Source organism: Yersinia canariae (genome assembly GCF_009831415.1).
Classification (GTDB): Bacteria; Pseudomonadota; Gammaproteobacteria; order Enterobacterales; family Enterobacteriaceae; genus Yersinia; species Yersinia canariae.
In genome coordinates this window covers 1203069-1220728 of sequence record NZ_CP043727.1, presented here as the reverse complement: position 1 = coordinate 1220728, position 17660 = coordinate 1203069, and the positions used below count along the sequence as shown (strand labels likewise).

The following is a 17660-nucleotide window of genomic DNA, read 5'->3' as shown; positions in this document are numbered from 1 at the left end:
TTCATTATTATTTTTTGCTGTTATTCAGCTGCTTATACGTGGCCCTGTGTTAGCCACGGCGGATCAAAATTTTCTATCGAACAATCAAACTTTTCTATCAAACACTTTACGCTAAAAAGTACCGTCGGTTAGATATAAAGTAGCGGATAAAAAGTAACAGAAAGAAAAAAGGCCGCTTACGCGACCCTTATCTGCTTACTCAAATTCATCTAACCAGACCAATAAGATAGCTTCTAGCACTTTTTCATTCGATCCCTGCGGATCATCATCAAAATCTTCCAGATCACAAATCCACTGATGCATGTCGGTAAAACGCACGGTTTTCGGATCAGTATCCGGGAACTGGTCGTACAGGGCTTCGCCAATTTCGCGAGTATCTTGCCAGGTTAAGCCCATATCAGTGCTCCCGCGCATGGTTAATGGTATAACGCGGGATCTCAACCACCAGATCTTCGTCCGTCACTCGGGCCTGACAGCTCAAGCGGCTTTCCGGCTCCAGCCCCCAAGCTTTATCCAACATATCATCTTCCAGCTCACTGCTTTCTGGCAGAGAATCAAACCCTTCCCGCACAATACAGTGGCAGGTGGTACACGCGCAGGATTTTTCACAAGCGTGCTCGATATCAATTCCATTACGCAAGGCGACATCCAATATGGTCTCACCTTGGGTTGCTTCCAGTACTGCGCCATCCGGGCAAAGGTCTTTATGGGGCAGAAATACTATTTTAGGCATGATTAAACCTCATCCACAGAATGGCCAGCCAAAGCACGACGAATGGATGCATCCATCCGGCGCGCGGCAAAATCTTGCGTTTGTGCATCTAACGCTTTTATCGCAGCTTCGATTGCATGTGGGTCAGCGCCCTGCATCTGCTGCTGTAATGCCGCTACCGCCTGAGCGATAGCAGTACTTTCTTGCTCATTGAGTAATGCGGCGTCTTCTGCCAGTGCGCCTTGTAAACTTTCCAGCACACGGGAAGCTTCGACTTGTTGCTCCGCCAGCTTGCGCGCGCCAATATCACTTTGCGCATTAGCCATTGAATCTTTAATCATATTGGCAATTTCATCATCGGATAGCCCATAGGAAGGCTTCACCTGAATCGACGCCTCAACGCCAGTGGATTTCTCCATTGCGGTAACACTCAATAGCCCGTCCGCATCCACTTGGAAAGTCACACGAATATGCGCGCCTCCTGCTGGCAACGGCGGTAAACCACGTAAGGCAAAACGGGCGAGTGAACGGCAATCTTGAACCAATTCGCGTTCACCTTGCAGCACGTGGATAGTCATCGCGCTCTGACCATCTTTAAACGTAGTGAACTCTTGTGCGCGGGCCACTGGAATGGTGGTATTGCGGGGAATCACTTTCTCCACTAACCCCCCCATAGTTTCCAGCCCCAATGACAGCGGGATAACATCAAGCAAAAGCATGTCACTGTCGGGTTTATTCCCCACCAGAATATCTGCCTGGATAGCCGCACCAATGGCGACCACTTTATCTGGGTCAATCGAAGTCAGTGGCGTGCGGCCAAAGAATTGTCCAACTTGCTCGCGCACTAAAGGCACACGGGTTGAACCGCCAACCATCACGACTTCAAGCACTTCATCAGCTGTGACGCCAGCATCTTTTAATGCACGGCGACAAGCCATTAATGTGCGTTTAACTAATGATGCTATCAGAGATTCAAACTGCTCACGAGTAACCTGCCCTTGCCAACCAGCAACAGAGACATCCGCAACCTCAGCATCACTCAATGCAATTTTGGCCGCGATTGCCGCATCAAGTAGTTGCCGCTGAACACCATGATCATCGCGGGAATCAATACCCGCTTGCTCACGTAGCCAATCTGCTAATAAGTGGTCAAAATCATCGCCACCCAGCGCGGAGTCGCCGCCCGTAGCCAAGACTTCAAATACACCACGACTTAAGCGCAAAATAGAAATATCAAATGTCCCGCCGCCCAGGTCGTAAACAGCAATCACCCCTTCTTGACCTGAGTCCAGGCCATAGGCGATGGCGGCTGCGGTCGGCTCATTAAGCAAACGCAATACGTGCAATCCGGCTAAACGGGCTGCATCTTTAGTCCCCTGGCGTTGAGCATCATCGAAGTAAGCGGGGACAGTAATCACCACGCCATCCAATTCCCCTTCCAGAGCGGATCGAGCCCGTTGCGCCAATGCTTTAAGAATATCCGCAGAGACTTGCACCGGATTAACCAATCCACTCGCCGTCTGGATCATCGGCAAACCATTTTCACTCGGCTGGAATTGGTAAGGCAGATTAGGATAGCGCTGCGTGATGTCTGCTAGAGAGCGGCCCATCATGCGTTTGACTGAACTGATTGTATTGACCGGATCCAATGCGGCTAAGTGGCGCGCATTCCAGCCGACATCAATTCCATCTTTTTGATAATGAACGACTGAGGGCAAAAGATCCCGCAACTGCTCATCTGCTAGCGTTTGCGCTTTACCGCTGCGCACTGTAGCTACCAAGGAGTTGGTGGTGCCTAAATCTATCCCCGCAGCCAACCGACGTTGATGCGGCGCAGCCGTTAAACCAGGCTCACTAATTTGTAATAAGGCCATATTGAGCTTCCATCAATCTATAAAACTTTAGCGACACGCTCTAATAAGAAATAGTCGGGCATTGCATCATTAATAAATTGAATTTTATTTATTTTTATCAAAAAGATACAATTTTTATTGCCCTATTAAACTCTCACGAAAAGTCATCAAACAGGCGTTCTTCTAACTGTTCAACCTGCTGTTGTAACTTATCCAGAAAACGTAATTTTCGTACCGTATCCGCTGCTTGTTCCCATTGTTGTTGATTCAGTTGCTCAACCATCAGTTGGCTGCGCGTTTGAGTCATGAGCGCCAAGCGGCGATTAAATTCAGCGAGTTGTGTTTCAGCATCGGGCTTACGTTCGATAGCATCAAGCTCTTCGCGCAACTCCAATTGCTCCATCAGAAACGCAGTATCGTGCATAGTATGTTGTTCATTGCTTAAATCAAAACCCTGCAAAGATAGCATATACTCAGCCCGTTTTAACGGGTGCTTGAGGGTTTGATAGGCATCATTGATGGTCGCAGCTTGTTGCAACGAGGCCAAGCGCTCGCGTTCTGGCTGATTGGCAAAACGGTCAGGGTGGAATTGGCGTTGCAATTCTTGATAGCGGGTAGTGAGCTGGTTGCCGTCAATCAGATACTGAGCTGGCAGCCCGAATAATGTGAAGTAATCCATAGCATGCTCTGGAGTTATCCCTTTCGTCCTTAAGCTGCAAAGGTGCTCGCTGCGCTCACTGACCCGAATCGCTTACTTGTAGTTGGCCTACTCGAAGCTCATCGGGATGTGTTTGCTGGCTGCCTACAACTCCAATGACTTTGGGTATATAAGGTATCAAATGCCTGAGGTAGGAACAAAAACAGGGGTCAAACGTTAAAGCTTTCACCACATCCGCACTCACCGGAGACGTTCGGATTATTGAATTTAAAGCCTTCGTTCAGACCTTCTTTGACGAAATCCAGTTCGGTGCCGTCAAGATAAACCATGCTTTTGCCGTCGATGATCACTTTCACGCCTTTGTCTTCAAAAACGATATCGTCATCGTTCATTTCATCAACAAATTCCAAGACATATGCCATACCGGAGCAGCCCGATGTCCGCACACCTAAGCGCAGACCCAGACCCTTACCACGGTGATTTAAAAAGGCGCTGACCCGTTGTGCAGCACTGTCGCTGATTGATATCGACATACACCTTCCTCAACTCTGGGAACCAGCTCAATCCTCATTATTTTTCAAACTGCAAATGTATTAGTGTGCAGCATCTTGAAATTTCCGGAGAAAATGAGCCAGTTGTTAATAACCTATATTACAACTACTTGGCAGTATGTTTGCTTTTGTAGTCGGCGATAGCTGCTTTAATGGCATCTTCTGCCAGAATTGAGCAGTGAATTTTGACTGGCGGTAACTCCAGTTCTTCCGCGATCTGAGTATTTTTGATCGCTTCAGCCTGATCGAGAGACTTGCCTTTCATCCATTCAGTTACCAGAGAACTGGAAGCAATGGCAGAACCGCAGCCGTAAGTTTTAAAACGCGCATCTTCAATAATGCCAGCTTCGTTAACTTTAATCTGCAATTTCATGACATCACCACAAGCTGGTGCGCCAACCATGCCACTACCAATGGTAGGGTCTGCGTTATCGAAAGACCCAACGTTGCGTGGGTTTTCGTAGTGATCGATTACTTTTTCGCTGTAAGCCATGTGATTACTCCTGAGTCTTAAAGTCTGGAATTAATGGTGAGACCATTCAATGCTGCTGATATCCACGCCCTGTTTGAACATATCCCACAACGGAGACAAGTCACGCAGACGGCCAATGGATTTACGTACCAGCGCAATGGCGTAGTCGATCTCTTCTTCAGTGGTGAAACGCCCCAGAGAAAAACGGATTGAACTGTGAGCCAGTTCATCGTTCATCCCCAACGCACGCAACACGTAAGAAGGTTCCAGACTCGCGGAGGTACAGGCTGAACCTGACGAAACAGCCAAATCTTTCAGTGCCATGATAAGCGATTCGCCCTCAACATAGTTGAAGCTAACGTTCAGAATGCCGGGTGCGCCATTCTCCAAATCGCCATTCAGGTAAACTTCTTCAATATCTTTAAGGCCATTCCACAAACGCAGACGCAGTGAACGCAGACGCGCAGCTTCGCTTTCCATCTCTTCTTTAGCGATACGGTAAGCTTCCCCCATACCTGCTATCTGATGAACAGGTAAGGTGCCGGAACGCATACCGCGTTCATGACCACCACCGTGCTGTTGCGCTTCAATGCGAATACGTGGTTTACGGCGAACAAACAGTGCGCCAATGCCCATCGGACCATAAACTTTATGGGCAGAGAAAGACATTAAGTCGACTTTCAGTTTGCTCAGATCAATAGGTAATTTACCGACGCTTTGCGTAGCATCAACGTGGAAAATGATCCCACGACTACGGCACATTTCGCCAATAGTCGCGATATCTTGCACCACACCGATTTCATTATTCACATGCATGATAGAAACCAAAATGGTGTCTTCACGCATAGCCGCTTCGAGCTGTTTCAGGTCGATAATACCGTTAGACTGCGGTGCCAGATAAGTGACGTCGAAGCCTTCACGCTCCAATTGACGGCAAGTATCCAGCACAGCTTTATGTTCAGTCTTACAGGTGATGATGTGCTTGCCTTTCTTCTGGTAGAAGTTGGCCGCACCTTTAATTGCGAGGTTATCGGACTCAGTTGCACCGGAGGTGAAGACTATCTCGCGAGGGTCCGCACCTACCAATGCAGCAATATCATTACGTGCAATATCAACAGCTTCTTCTGCTTGCCAGCCAAACTTGTGGGAACGAGAGGCGGGGTTACCGAAAATACCGTCCAGAGTCAGGTACTGCATCATTTTTTCAGCGACACGAGGATCTACCGGGGTCGTTGCTGCATAATCCAGATAGATCGGTGTCTTTATTTTTGATTCGGTCATTGCTCTTATGCTCCGTACATCACTTCCAAAACGTAAAATTCCGCAGATTCTGCTTATGCGCGCAGATTGACGTTAATCGTCTCTTGCGTTCGGCCATTGGCCGTACGGCGCGTATCGTTATTTTGACGATCCGCAACCTCAAGAATATCTTGGTTATTCACTAGTTCTGCCAATGTGATGCTGTTGAGGAAGCTGCTGATGCGCTCGCTCAAATCACGCCACAAGGTGTGAGTCAGGCAACGATCGCCGCCCTGACAACCTTCTTTACCCTGACAACGGGTTGCATCGACAGATTCGTCAACGGCGGTAATAACAGCACCGACCGCGATTGCTGACGCGTCTTTACCCAGCAGGTAACCGCCACCTGGACCACGAACGCTGGCAACTAAGCCATTTTTGCGTAACCGTGAAAAAAGCTGTTCCAAGTAGGATAATGAGATCCCCTGACGTTCGGAAATATCTGCCAGAGGAACTGGCCCGTCCTGGGAATGTAATGCCACATCAAGCATGGCGGTCACGGCATAACGGCCTTTGGATGTCAGTCTCATAGCTAAAATTACCTGTTGGTGAAAACAAGCCAGAATTCTGACATTCTTGAGTGTTTTAGTCAACTATTTAACCTAGTAATTAACTCAAGTATTATTTAACTATTCCACTTCCAATAATATTGGGTGGTTTTTATAATAAACAATTGATATGCAATATTATTTTTTGTCGTTATGCTCATTGATATCAGTGATGCGTCGTGGGTATTTATCTTGTTTCTCAATAGATGTCAGCATCCCACGCAAGATATTCAGCTCTTGGGCTTCTGGTCGAGCACGGGTAAATAGGCGGCGTAATTTGCTCATAATCTGCCCCGGATGGGCCTGACGAATAAAGCCAGTATGAGACAAAACCTGCTCCAAATGCAGATAGAAACGCTCCAAATCATCGACTAACGGATATGGGGCTTCCTCTTCTTCGACTATTGGCGCAGCTGCTTGCTGGCGATCGAGGAAAGCGACCCGCACTTCATACGCCAGAATCTGAACGGCCATGGCCAGGTTCAGTGAACTGTATTCCGGGTTTGCCGGGATAGCCACATGATAATGACACTTTTGTAGCTCATCATTCGTCAGGCCAACTCGTTCACGGCCAAACACCAACGCAACAGGCGCATGTTCAGCTTCGCGTGCGCTGCGAACACCACACTCACGTGGCTCCAGCATCGGCCAAGGCAATGTGCGGGAACGCGCGCTGGTGCCAACCACCAGATTGCATCCAGCCAGTGCCTCATCCAAGGTATCGACGATAGTAGCATTGCCAATCACATCACTGGCACCTGCCGATAACGCAATAGCCTGAGAATCAGGTTTTACTAAAGGATTGACCAGATATAAATTGGTTAATCCCATTGTTTTCATGGCCCTGGCTGTAGAACCCATATTACCGGTGTGTGAGGTCTCAACCAAAACGATACGAATATTGTGTAACATACAAACTCTGAGGATAACGGGGAATCGGCATATCTTAACACAGACATAGGCATTTATCCGATCCCCTGCTATACTACGCCCCGTTTCTCGTTCTTTAACATCCTAGTGGAAGATACCCATGCATCCGATGCTGACTATCGCCATACGCGCTGCGCGTAAGGCCGGTAACCTGATTGCCAAAAATTATGAAACCCCGGACGCTGTCGAAGCGAGCCAGAAAGGCAGTAATGACTTTGTTACCAACGTAGACCGTGACTCAGAGAGTCTGATTGTTGACGTTATCCGTAAATCTTATCCAAAACACACCATTATTGGTGAAGAGTGCGGTGAGTTAGTTGGCGAAGACGATGATGTACAATGGGTTATTGATCCACTGGATGGCACTACCAACTTCATCAAACGTCTTCCACATTTCGCAGTCTCTATCGCAGTTCGCATCAAAGGCCGCACCGAAGTTGCCGTGGTCTATGACCCAATGCGTAACGAATTGTTTAGCGCGACGCGTGGTCAAGGCGCTCAGCTAAACGGCTACCGTCTGCGTGGTACTAACGCCAAAGATTTAGACGGCACGATTCTGGCGACCGGCTTCCCATTCAAAGCTAAACAGCATGCTCCGGCATACATCCGTGTTGTTGGAAAACTGTTTGAGCAGTGTGCAGACTTCCGTCGCACCGGTTCAGCAGCACTGGACTTGGCTTATGTTGCCGCTGGCCGTGTTGATGGTTTCTTTGAAATTGGCCTGAAACCTTGGGATTTCGCCGGTGGCGAACTGTTGGTTCGTGAGTCTGGCGGTATCGTGACTGACTTTGCAGGCGGCCATAACCATTTCAGTTCAGGTAACATTGTTGCCGGTAACCCACGCATTGTGAAATCTATCGTTCAAGCAATGAGCGACGAAATCAGTGATGCATTGAAGCGTTAATTCTATACGAATGACGGTTTCATATAAAAAGCCAGTCTGGGTTAACCGACTGGCTTTTTTATTGTTAAAATTAGCGGCCAAATGGCCTTATTCCCCCCATCATTTCCGGTTGGCTGGAAAGATAGAGCAGAACTCCGGCAAACAACAAAATTAAACCGCCGGTCAATGCCAATGTGGCCCAAGCTATAGATCCCCATGCCGCAGGAGCCCTTTTACGGCTTAGATGCACCGCCAACCGCCGCGCATAATGCACGAATAATGCCAATAACGAGATGGTCAATGAGGTGCCTATTGCCATTGCAATCGCTGACAAAATCCCCCACCAATAAACCCCAATCACCTTAGCAAACAGCAGCACCATAATTGCACCGGAACAAGGCCGCATCCCCATGGCTAACACAATCGCCAAACGAGTGCGCCAGTCATCGCCAGCTTGTAGCTCTTGAGCACTCGGCATATGGCGATGCCCACAGCCGCAACTCTCACTGTGAATGTGATCCGCGCTCAACGGCTGAATGCGCTGGATGCTGATTTTCTGCGGTTTTAGTGTCTTTATCTGCCAATAAAGGCGCTTTATTGCCCGGAAACACAACAAAATCCCGAGCACGATAACCAGCAGAAAACTGCCCTTTTCCAGCCAGAAACTGCTTTGGTGCAAATAGCGAGAGGAGAGTTGCAACATGCCCAGCAGCACTGTCACCAGCACAATAGCGACACCGCCTTGTAATATCGACGCCGCAAAAGTCAGTTTCAAACTGTTTTTTAGCTGTGTCGGGTGTGTCGCCAGATAAGTCACGATCACTACTTTACCGTGTCCTGGCCCCACGGCATGCAGCACACCATAAATCAGGCTGAACATCATCAGCGCTAAACCGGCCTGATGCGGATTTGCTTTCACCTGTTGCAGTAGCTGGGCCATCTGCTGATGCATGCTTTTTTGCCAAACCACCGTTTTGAATAACAGTTCCGGCCAATAAAGCCAGGCAACCTGTGCAGCTCCGGCCAGAAGCACTAAAAATACCAGTAGTGGCCATAAATTGATGGCCCAGTGTCTTGAGCGCGAAGCGGAGGTGAGACCTACTGACATTGTACTGTTATCCGTTGGGCGAATTGTTTTCCAAGTTCCATATCTTCTCCCGGTGAGTCACTTTTATCCAAGGACAGCGCGTAGGCCTGTAATGAAGCATTTGGGTTTGGGGTTAATAAAGTTAATTTGCAGCTTTTTTCCATCTCAGCCGACAACCTTATCGCCTTATTATCGGCGTAAGTCATATCCACAAAATAAGTAGGGTCGTAAGTCGAGATAATAAAAGGTTTCCCCACCAAGGGTTGCGGTTCGGCCAGTGGCAAAACAAATTCCAAAACCGCCTGATGGCCCTTGCGCGACAAATGATATTCTGTCGGTAAATTTTTATATTTCACCGGCTTACCGTCGCGATAGATATCCGTGAAATAGTGCTGGCCCAGCACATTGACCATCACTTCAGCGGCCAGTTTCTTCCAGATTTCAGAGTCACTTTTGGCATTTTCTGCATCATAAAGCAGATCTGCGGAAGTTATTTCATCCATCGTCCAGACCATTTTCATTCCCACCAGCGTCTGTTTTTCACTGACAAAGGTGGTATCCATGTCAATAAAACTGTGAGGGTGAGCCGCAGCAAAGTGGCTATAAATAAAAGTACAGCCCACTAACAACAAGGCTATCAGCCGCTTAGATACCCATATTTTGTTATAACATAACATAAACCGCATGAATCAATCCTTGGAAATTCCGCAATAACTGTGATGTAAGTTGTAAGTCGATGTAAAAGCCCATTCCCCCAGTAAACCGGATAGAATCTCTTTTGCTATGCTTAAGACTGATGAATAACAACACATCCATCACGGACGGTTATATGCACTTGGACACTTCTTCTGTGCCCCAGTTACTCAGTCAACCACTATCCGGTCAACAACGCCGCTGCCATATGTTACTGATGCTCTTTATGCCCGCAAGCACAGTACAACTGGACACGATCAGCCAATTTAACCGTGTCGGGCAGCCAACTACCCGGCAAGATATAGCCGAGGTTGCCAATGAAATCCAGCGTTTCTACCATTTGCAACTGAGTGCTCATGCCGATAATAGTTGCTTAATTGAGGGTAATCGGCTCGATAAAAGACTGTGCTTAATCCACTGGCTACGCCGGGGGGTACGCTATTGCCCTGAGTTTGTTGAGCACCATTTCGCCCCCAGCTTATATGATGCGCTGTCATGGGATAACCGGCTGATTTCAGAAGACTTACCAAAAATAATTGCCCAATGCGAACCCTATCTGAGCCGCCAGCTTAATGAAAAAGATCGCCAGTTTTTGCAACTGTATTTGGCTTATTGTGCTTGGGAAAATCGGCAACATGCTCCGCCAGAGTTATCTCTCACCCAGCAATATTGGCTAACACGCAAACCGGCCCTGGCGGCGGCTGACAGTTTATTTGATTTATTTAATCCACTGCTAAGTAATCCACTCGATAGAGTCGAGCGCGACGTGCTCATCCTGATGCTTACAATGATTAAGGCGCACAGTTATCACAGCACCCAATCAGCGGAAGATTCGCGTCTGCTTAATGCTATTGACCAGTTAGTGCTGCATTTTCAACAACTTTCCGGTATGACACTGGGGAACAATAAGATTTTGATGAGCCAGCTTTTTGCTCACCTCGCCCCAGCCATTGAGCGCTGTTATTTTAATATAGGTATTGATAACTCATCACTAGAAGAGGTTAACCGCCAATATCCCCGGCTGTTACGGACCACTCAGCAAGCGCTGATAGCCTTCGAACAAGAGTATCAAATCCAATTTTCTGCTGATGAAGTGGCCCTGATAGCCATTAGTTTTGGCGCCTGTTTGATGCAGGAAAATGCATTGCAGGAAAAACAAATTTTGTTGCTCACGCGGAATAATACCGATTTAGAACAACAAGTTGAGCAGCAAATCCGTGAGTTAACTCTGTTGCCATTGCATATTAAATACTTGCCCCATGATGTGTACCTTCAATCTGGCGCGCCCTCCGGGACAGCTGTGGTGCTAACCCCTTATGCCGTACAACGACCTGAATCAACGCCCCCACTGATTCAGGTGTCATTGCCCATAAACGAACAACAAAACAAGCAGTTACGCAGCCTGTTAGATTTACCCTAATGGGCAAGATCTTCCGAATTTGCAACCACCCGAGGGCGAATAAATAGCGCAGGGATAACTATCAATGCCATTACCCAGAACACCCCTCCCTGATAATGTTCGAACAAGAAGCCCGAAATAACCGTCATTACCGCAATGCCGCCGCCCATCGCTAATGCAGAATAAACCGACTGCAAACGAATAACATCCGCCCCACGCCGGGCGGCAATAAAGCGCATCGCCGCCAAGTGGCAAACAGTGAATGAGCCGCAATGCAGAATTTGAATCAGAATTAGCCACGATAATTCCGTGGTTGAGGCCATCAGGCTCCAGCGGATAATGCCACTCACGGCAGAAAGCAGTAACAGGCTACGGGCCGTCCAGCGGCGGAAAAGAACATTGCTGAACGCGAATACCAGAATCTCAGCCACCACACCCAGCGACCATAAATAGCCAATCGTTGCGGCGGAATAACCGGCCTCCTTCCAGTAAATGGAACTGAAACTGTAATAGCCGGCATGTGCGCCTTGTAATAGGGTCACACACAGTAAAAAACGCCATATTTGCGGCTCAGCTAGCAGTACTTTCCACTTGGTCGCGACCACATTGCGGTGCTTAACTTCCCCCTGCGGCATCACACTGGGTTTCAGCAATGCACCCAGTAACATGGCTGAAACACCGAACAACAAGCTGTACAGGATCGCCGGGTGGCCCCAGACCGAAACTAACTTGCCGGTCAATGCAGATCCAATAACAAACGCCAGTGATCCCCAGAGCCGGACTTTGCCATAATCCATAGTTATCTGTTTTTGCCAGGTAGCCGCCAGCGCATCCGTCAGGGGCACTAGTGGGCCAAAAAACAGGTTAAAGCCAGCAATAATTATCATCAGCCAGGCCCAACCATGACCAAACCAAAAACCAACAGCAAAAGCCAATGTCAGTAATGCCAGAATGCGGATTGCAGTGACCAGATGGGAGGGGTCTTTAACACTGGGGGCTATAATCAAGCTGCCGAGAAAACGGGAAATCAATCCTGCGCCCAGCAAAATACCAATGGTTTCAGGCGGTATCCCTTCCCCTTGCAACCAGATGCCCCAAAAAGGCAGGAAAATCCCATAAGAAAAGAAATAGGTGAAATAGCTGAGCGACAGCCAACGTGTTGATTGCAGTACCATGAATCCCTCCGAGGTCAGCCCGCCACTGTGACAGAGGCCCCGTCCGCTAGCAACCTTGTCATTTTACAAACACATAATTTGGGATTAGCTTCACATTTACATAACGTGAATAACAAAAAACCCGCATTTCGCGGGTTTTTATTAGAAAAATCAATCGGCCGAAATTATGCGTAAACCGGGAAACGGGCGCAAATAGCCAGAACTTTCTGTTTGATACGTTCGATAGTTGCTTCGTCGGTAATGTTATCCAACACATCACACATCCAGCCAGCCAGCTCGCGAGACTCTTCTTCTTTGAAGCCACGGCGAGTGATTGCCGGGCTACCAATGCGCACACCAGAAGTGACAAACGGGCTTTTCGGATCATTAGGCACACTGTTCTTGTTCACAGTGATATTGGCACGACCCAACGCAGCATCGGCATCTTTACCGGTGATGTTTTTATCTACCAAATCAAGCAAGAACAAGTGGTTATCTGTACCACCAGACACCACTTTGTAGCCACGGTCTAAGAATACAGACACCATGGCTTTGGCATTCTTAGCAACTTGCTGCTGATAAACTTTGAACTCAGGCTCCATGGCCTCTTTCAATGCAACCGCTTTACCCGCGATAACATGCATCAATGGGCCGCCCTGGTTCGCTGGGAACACAGATGAGTTCAGTTTTTTGTACAGCTCTTCATCGCCACCTTTCGCCAAAATCAAACCGCCGCGTGGGCCAGCCAATGTTTTGTGCGTAGTCGTGGTCACAATGTGAGCATGTGGAACCGGGTTAGGATAAACGCCCGCCGCCACCAGACCTGCTACATGAGCCATATCAACAAAGAACCATGCGCCGATGCTGTCAGCGATTTCACGCATTTTTGCCCAATCAACGATACCGGAATACGCGGAGAAGCCACCGATGATCATTTTTGGTTTATGAATTTCGGCCTGACGCGCCATATCTTCATAATCAATTTTGCCAGACTCATCAATACCATAAGGAACGATATTGTACAGTTTGCCGGAGAAGTTAACCGGTGAGCCGTGGGTTAAATGGCCGCCGTGCGCCAGATTCATCCCCAGAACAGTGTCACCGGGTTGCAGCAAGGCAGAGTAAACCGCCACGTTCGCCTGAGAACCAGAATGCGGCTGAACGTTTGCGTAATCCGCACCAAACAGCTCTTTTGCACGGTCAATAGCCAGTTGTTCAACAATGTCGACATACTCACAGCCACCGTAGTAACGCTTGCCCGGATAGCCTTCAGCATATTTGTTCGTCAACTGAGAACCTTGCGCCTGCATAACACGCGGGCTGGTGTAGTTCTCAGAGGCAATCAGCTCGATGTGCTCTTCCTGGCGCACCACTTCTTGCTCCATTGCACGCCATAGATCTGCATCATAATCGGCAATGTTCATTTCACGCTTTAACATCCGGCTCTCCTGACTTAGCTAACAAAATAGACCTAGTGAACTGCCCTTTTGGGCTTTATGACACAGTGTAAACTGTTTCCCCCCCCTTAAGATAGGTCTTGACAGAGGTTTTTACGCAAACGATTGGCTCCAGGCTGTGTAAGGCTTTGACCTGTTCAGACTTCATCCAGCGCAACGGAATTATCCTCATATTCATTATGTGATTTTTTCACATTCTGTGAACTGGCACCGCGCAGCAATCCTTATAAGAAGGATGCGCATTTACAAATTAAGCAACAATCTATAAGATGCATTTTAAATACATGTATTGTTTTACACACTAAAAACACCCGAAATCATTGGCTTTGCAGCAAAGACGAAGGGGATAAAAATATTTAAGGAGCACCGCATGCTGGATAGCCAAACCATCGCCACCGTTAAATCCACCATCCCGTTACTTGCCGCCACCGGCCCCAAGCTAACGGCGCATTTCTATGATCGTATGTTCGAGCATAATCCTGAACTCAAACACATTTTCAATATGAGCAACCAGTTTAATGGCGACCAACGTGAAGCCCTGTTCAACGCCATTTGCGCATATGCAGCAAATCTTGAGAATCTGGCCGCTTTATTGCCGGCAGTTGAACGTATTGCTCAGAAACATACCAGCCTAAACATTCAACCCGAGCATTACTCGGTAGTCGGTCATCACCTGATAAGGACATTGGATGAAATGTTCTCCCCCGGTCAGGAAGTATTGGATGCATGGACCAGAGCCTATGGGGTGCTGGCGGATGTATTTATTGCGCGGGAAAGCCAGATTTATCAACAAGGTGAAAACAGCACTGGCGGCTGGCGAACCTTACGCCGTTTCCGCATCATGAAAAAAGAGATGCAAAGTGATGTTATTTGCAGTTTTGTGTTAGCACCAGAGGATGGTGGCCGGGTGCTGGATTTCAAACCGGGCCAATATTTGGGTATCTATATCGAAGATGAGCGGCTTGAATATCAGGAAATTCGCCAATATTCCCTGACCGCGGCCCCTAACGGAAAAACCTACCGCATTGCCGTAAAACGCGAGGAGCAAGGTACCGTTTCTAATTATTTACACCGTGAATTGCACGAAGGCGACAGTGTTCGCATCGCTCCCCCTCGCGGTGATTTTTTCTTGGATATTGCCCCAAGCACCCCGGTGGCGCTAATTTCTGCCGGAGTGGGTCAAACCCCGATGTTGAGTATGCTCAATACTCTGCATAATCAGCAACATGCCGCGCCAGTGCATTGGCTGCATGCCGCTGAAAATGGGCGCGTTCATGCTTTTGCCGATGAAGTCGCCACGATAGCAGACAATATGCCAAACCTTAGCCGCCACGTGTGGTATCGCGAGCCGACGGCGCAAGATACTCACGGAAAGGATTATCACAGTACCGGGCTGATGGACCTCAGTTCGCATCAGTGGCTGGCAGCCGATCCCGACAGGCACTATTACTTCTGCGGCCCATTAGCTTTTATGCAATTTGCCGGCCGCCAACTATTAGCGCAAGGGGTGGCAGCGGAGCGAATTCACTATGAGTGCTTCGGCCCACATAAAGTCATTTAATAACTGAATGTTATTTCATTTCCCATGGGGATGCCATTCCGGCATCCCTACATATTCGTTATAAAAAATCCGTCTACTTATTGCGTTTAAATTTGGTAGAACGTGATTTAGTTCTCATATATCCTAATTTAATATTGCCACGATGAGGCATTCAGATGAATGTCTAAATATTCATATAACTGAAAATTAATAGTGTGGCTGACATTATTCCTTACTATTTATTGCCTGCTAGCACAGGGTAAATTAAGGCTGAATTGACCTACCATGAGTAAGAAATTCATAAAAAAAGAAGGGCTGGCATTGGTATCCATGGCGCGCTATTTAATTGGTGAACGCCCCGGTAATCGGCTTAAAACTATCGATGAGTTATCCGATGATTTCGGGATTTCCGTCGGAGTGGTACAGCACGCATTAAAAGTGTTGGAAGCTGAGGGCGCTATCATTGTTGAGCGCCGAGGCCGAAATGGGACCTTACTCATTGACCTGAATATGCCGCAGTTACTGCAACAGGCTGATTTGGGTAATATGGTGTGCGCCATGCCACTGCCTTACACCAAGCTTTATGAAGGTTTAGCCAGCGGTTTAAGAGAGCAATTTACCTTACTTCCCCTATATTTTGCCCATATGCGTGGGGCAGAAGTGCGAATTGAGTGCCTGATAGACGGTATTTACGACATGGCGGTTGTCTCGCATCTGGCGGCTAAAAGCTATCTGGAGCAAGGGAAAGTCACTCTGGCACTGAATTTGGGAAATGGCTCCTACGTGGATGGCCACCAACTTATTTGCCGCCGTGGCGAACAGAATAATATCCGCCGCGTGGGGTTAGATCCGCGCTCCCCCGACCAATGTCTGCTAAGGAAGGTGCGAACAAGTCCCTGATATGAGATCATGTTTGTCATCTGGAGCCATGGAACAGGGTTCATCATGAGTCATCAACTTACCTTCGCCGACAGTGAATTCAGCAGTAAGCGCCGTCAGACCAGAAAAGAGATTTTCTTGTCCCGCATGGAGCAGATTCTGCCATGGCAAAACATGGTGGAAGTCATCGAGCCGTTTTACCCCAAGGCTGGTAATGGCCGGCGACCTTATCCGCTGGAAACCATGCTACGCATTCACTGCATGCAGCATTGGTACAACCTGAGCGATGGCGCGATGGAAGATGCTCTGTACGAAATCGCCTCCATGCGTCTGTTTGCCCGGTTATCCCTGGATAGCGCCTTGCCGGACCGCACCACCATCATGAATTTCCGCCACCTGCTGGAGCAGCATCAACTGGCCCGCCAATTGTTCAAGACCATCAATCGCTGGCTGGCCGAAGCAGGCGTCATGATGACTCAAGGCACCTTGGTCGATGCCACCATCATTGAGGCACCCAGCTCGACCAAGAACAAAGAGCAGCAACGCGATCCGGAGATGCATCAGACCAAGAAAGGCAATCAGTGGCACTTTGGCATGAAGGCCCACATTGGTGTCGATGCCAAGAGTGGCCTGACCCACAGCCTAGTCACCACCGCGGCCAACGAGCATGACCTCAATCAGCTGGGTAATCTGCTGCATGGAGAGGAGCAATTTGTCTCAGCCGATGCCGGCTACCAAGGGGCGCCACAGCGCGAGGAGCTGGCCGAGGTGGATGTGGACTGGCTGATCGCCGAGCGCCCCGGCAAGGTAAGAACCTTGAAACAGCATCCACGCAAGAACAAAACGGCCATCAACATCGAATACATGAAAGCCAGCATCCGGGCCAGGGTGGAGCACCCATTTCGCATCATCAAGCGACAGTTCGGCTTCGTGAAAGCCAGATACAAGGGGTTGCTGAAAAACGATAACCAACTGGCGATGTTATTCACGCTGGCCAACCTGTTTCGGGCGGACCAAATGATACGTCAGTGGGAGAGATCTCACTAAAAACTGGGGATAACGCCTTAAATGGCGAAGAAACGGTCTAAATAGGCTGATTCAAGGCATTTACGGGAGAAAAAAATCGGCTCAAACATGAAGAAATGAAATGACTGAGTCAGCCGAGAAGAATTTCCCCGCTTATTCGCACCTTCCCTAACTGAAATTAAATTTTCCGGACAACCTATCGAATTAGTCGAATTACCTTATAGCGACTGTATCGCGCATATAAATCGTGGTGATATTGATGCTGCAATTTGGAATCTGGCTGATAATATTCCTCACGAAGACTTACAGGCAATAAAACTGCAAGGTGACGAGCGCTATATTCAAGCTTCACAAGCAGTTATCCTTATCCGGCCAGATAACCACCCCATTAAATTGCTGCTGGAAAAAGGAATTAATGAAACATTATTGCTTTGCCACCAGCGAGCCGTACAAAATGGTGAGATAGAACCTCGCTATTAATCATATTACTCTGCCAGCAAGCCAGGCTATTTTCGGGAG

Annotated in this window: 17 protein-coding genes and 2 pseudogenes; 6 read left to right on the top strand and 13 right to left on the bottom strand. The window is 48.3% G+C overall.

Annotated features, from left to right (window positions below; translation table 11 throughout):
- Nucleotides 1–195: 195 nt before the first annotated feature.
- From iscX to trmJ, 9 genes are all read right to left on the bottom strand, one after another.
- Nucleotides 196–396 carry a Fe-S cluster assembly protein IscX gene (iscX, locus tag F0T03_RS05695; RefSeq protein ID WP_145554548.1) on the bottom strand — a complete coding sequence of 67 codons (201 nt, stop codon included), beginning with the start codon at nucleotides 394–396 and terminating at the stop codon, nucleotides 196–198.
- Nucleotide 397: 1 nt separating this feature from the next.
- Nucleotides 398–733, bottom strand: coding sequence for an ISC system 2Fe-2S type ferredoxin (gene fdx, locus F0T03_RS05690; protein WP_004707904.1), 336 nt, complete (start codon nucleotides 731–733; stop codon nucleotides 398–400).
- A 2-nt stretch (nucleotides 734–735) separates the two neighbouring features.
- Nucleotides 736–2586 (bottom strand): Fe-S protein assembly chaperone HscA, encoded by a 1851-nt coding sequence (hscA, locus tag F0T03_RS05685; protein WP_145554549.1) that lies wholly within the window; start codon nucleotides 2584–2586, stop codon nucleotides 736–738.
- 133 nt (nucleotides 2587–2719) lie between these two features.
- Nucleotides 2720–3244: a co-chaperone HscB gene (gene hscB, locus F0T03_RS05680; protein WP_159677419.1), complete on the bottom strand. Its 525-nt coding sequence runs from the start codon at nucleotides 3242–3244 to the stop codon at nucleotides 2720–2722.
- A 188-nt stretch (nucleotides 3245–3432) separates the two neighbouring features.
- Nucleotides 3433–3756: an iron-sulfur cluster assembly protein IscA gene (gene iscA, locus F0T03_RS05675; protein ID WP_004713942.1), complete on the bottom strand. Its 324-nt coding sequence runs from the start codon at nucleotides 3754–3756 to the stop codon at nucleotides 3433–3435.
- A gap of 124 nt (nucleotides 3757–3880) precedes the next feature.
- A complete protein-coding gene (gene iscU / locus F0T03_RS05670; protein WP_005159510.1) occupies nucleotides 3881–4267 on the bottom strand; it encodes a Fe-S cluster assembly scaffold IscU in 387 nt (128 codons plus the stop codon).
- A gap of 30 nt (nucleotides 4268–4297) precedes the next feature.
- The gene (locus tag F0T03_RS05665) at nucleotides 4298–5512 is read right to left on the bottom strand and encodes an IscS subfamily cysteine desulfurase (RefSeq protein ID WP_145554567.1); all 1215 of its coding nucleotides are present in this window, start codon (nucleotides 5510–5512) and stop codon (nucleotides 4298–4300) included.
- 68 nt (nucleotides 5513–5580) lie between these two features.
- Entirely contained in the window at nucleotides 5581–6075 is a 495-nt protein-coding gene (iscR, locus tag F0T03_RS05660; protein WP_159677418.1) for a Fe-S cluster assembly transcriptional regulator IscR, read from the bottom strand.
- Between the two features lie 156 nt (nucleotides 6076–6231).
- Nucleotides 6232–7005, bottom strand: coding sequence for a tRNA (cytosine(32)/uridine(32)-2'-O)-methyltransferase TrmJ (gene trmJ / locus F0T03_RS05655; RefSeq protein ID WP_159677417.1), 774 nt, complete (start codon nucleotides 7003–7005; stop codon nucleotides 6232–6234).
- 118 nt (nucleotides 7006–7123) lie between these two features.
- Between trmJ and suhB the strand changes: the two genes are divergently transcribed.
- Entirely contained in the window at nucleotides 7124–7927 is an 804-nt protein-coding gene (gene suhB, locus F0T03_RS05650) for an inositol-1-monophosphatase (RefSeq protein ID WP_159677416.1), read from the top strand.
- A gap of 70 nt (nucleotides 7928–7997) precedes the next feature.
- Here the strand turns inward: suhB and F0T03_RS05645 are convergent, their stop codons facing one another.
- Together F0T03_RS05645 and F0T03_RS05640 are read right to left on the bottom strand one after the other, a co-directional pair.
- Nucleotides 7998–9014 (bottom strand): nickel/cobalt transporter, encoded by a 1017-nt coding sequence (locus tag F0T03_RS05645; protein WP_159677415.1) that lies wholly within the window; start codon nucleotides 9012–9014, stop codon nucleotides 7998–8000.
- Nucleotides 9005–9670: a DUF1007 family protein gene (locus F0T03_RS05640; protein WP_425511053.1), complete on the bottom strand. Its 666-nt coding sequence runs from the start codon at nucleotides 9668–9670 to the stop codon at nucleotides 9005–9007. The genes F0T03_RS05645 and F0T03_RS05640 overlap by 10 nt, the downstream gene beginning before the upstream one ends.
- A gap of 152 nt (nucleotides 9671–9822) precedes the next feature.
- Between F0T03_RS05640 and csiE the strand changes: the two genes are divergently transcribed.
- Nucleotides 9823–11106: a stationary phase inducible protein CsiE gene (gene csiE / locus F0T03_RS05635; RefSeq protein ID WP_159677413.1), complete on the top strand. Its 1284-nt coding sequence runs from the start codon at nucleotides 9823–9825 to the stop codon at nucleotides 11104–11106.
- Here csiE and F0T03_RS05630 read toward each other — a convergent pair.
- Nucleotides 11103–12260, bottom strand: coding sequence for a 3-phenylpropionate MFS transporter (locus F0T03_RS05630; RefSeq protein WP_159677412.1), 1158 nt, complete (start codon nucleotides 12258–12260; stop codon nucleotides 11103–11105). The two genes, csiE and F0T03_RS05630, sit on opposite strands and share 4 nt — an antisense overlap.
- 164 nt (nucleotides 12261–12424) lie before the next feature.
- On the bottom strand, nucleotides 12425–13678 hold the full coding sequence (gene glyA, locus F0T03_RS05625; protein ID WP_145554557.1) for a serine hydroxymethyltransferase: 1254 nt from the start codon (nucleotides 13676–13678) through the stop codon (nucleotides 12425–12427).
- 388 nt (nucleotides 13679–14066) lie between these two features.
- On the opposite strand from glyA, the gene hmpA reads away from it, so the two are divergent.
- The 4 genes and pseudogenes from hmpA to F0T03_RS05605 all read left to right on the top strand — a co-directional run.
- Complete coding sequence (gene hmpA, locus F0T03_RS05620; RefSeq protein WP_145554558.1) at nucleotides 14067–15257, top strand: NO-inducible flavohemoprotein; 1191 nt, start codon at nucleotides 14067–14069, stop codon at nucleotides 15255–15257.
- A 264-nt stretch (nucleotides 15258–15521) separates the two neighbouring features.
- Nucleotides 15522–16124: pseudogene (yhfZ, locus tag F0T03_RS05615) on the top strand (GntR family transcriptional regulator YhfZ); the annotation flags it as partial.
- 57 nt (nucleotides 16125–16181) lie between these two features.
- Nucleotides 16182–17162: an IS5-like element IS5 family transposase gene (locus F0T03_RS05610; RefSeq protein WP_000019403.1), complete on the top strand. Its 981-nt coding sequence runs from the start codon at nucleotides 16182–16184 to the stop codon at nucleotides 17160–17162.
- Nucleotides 17163–17309: 147 nt separating this feature from the next.
- A pseudogene (locus F0T03_RS05605) lies at nucleotides 17310–17621 on the top strand (YhfZ family protein); the annotation flags it as partial.
- Between the last annotated feature and the right edge of the window lie 39 nt (nucleotides 17622–17660).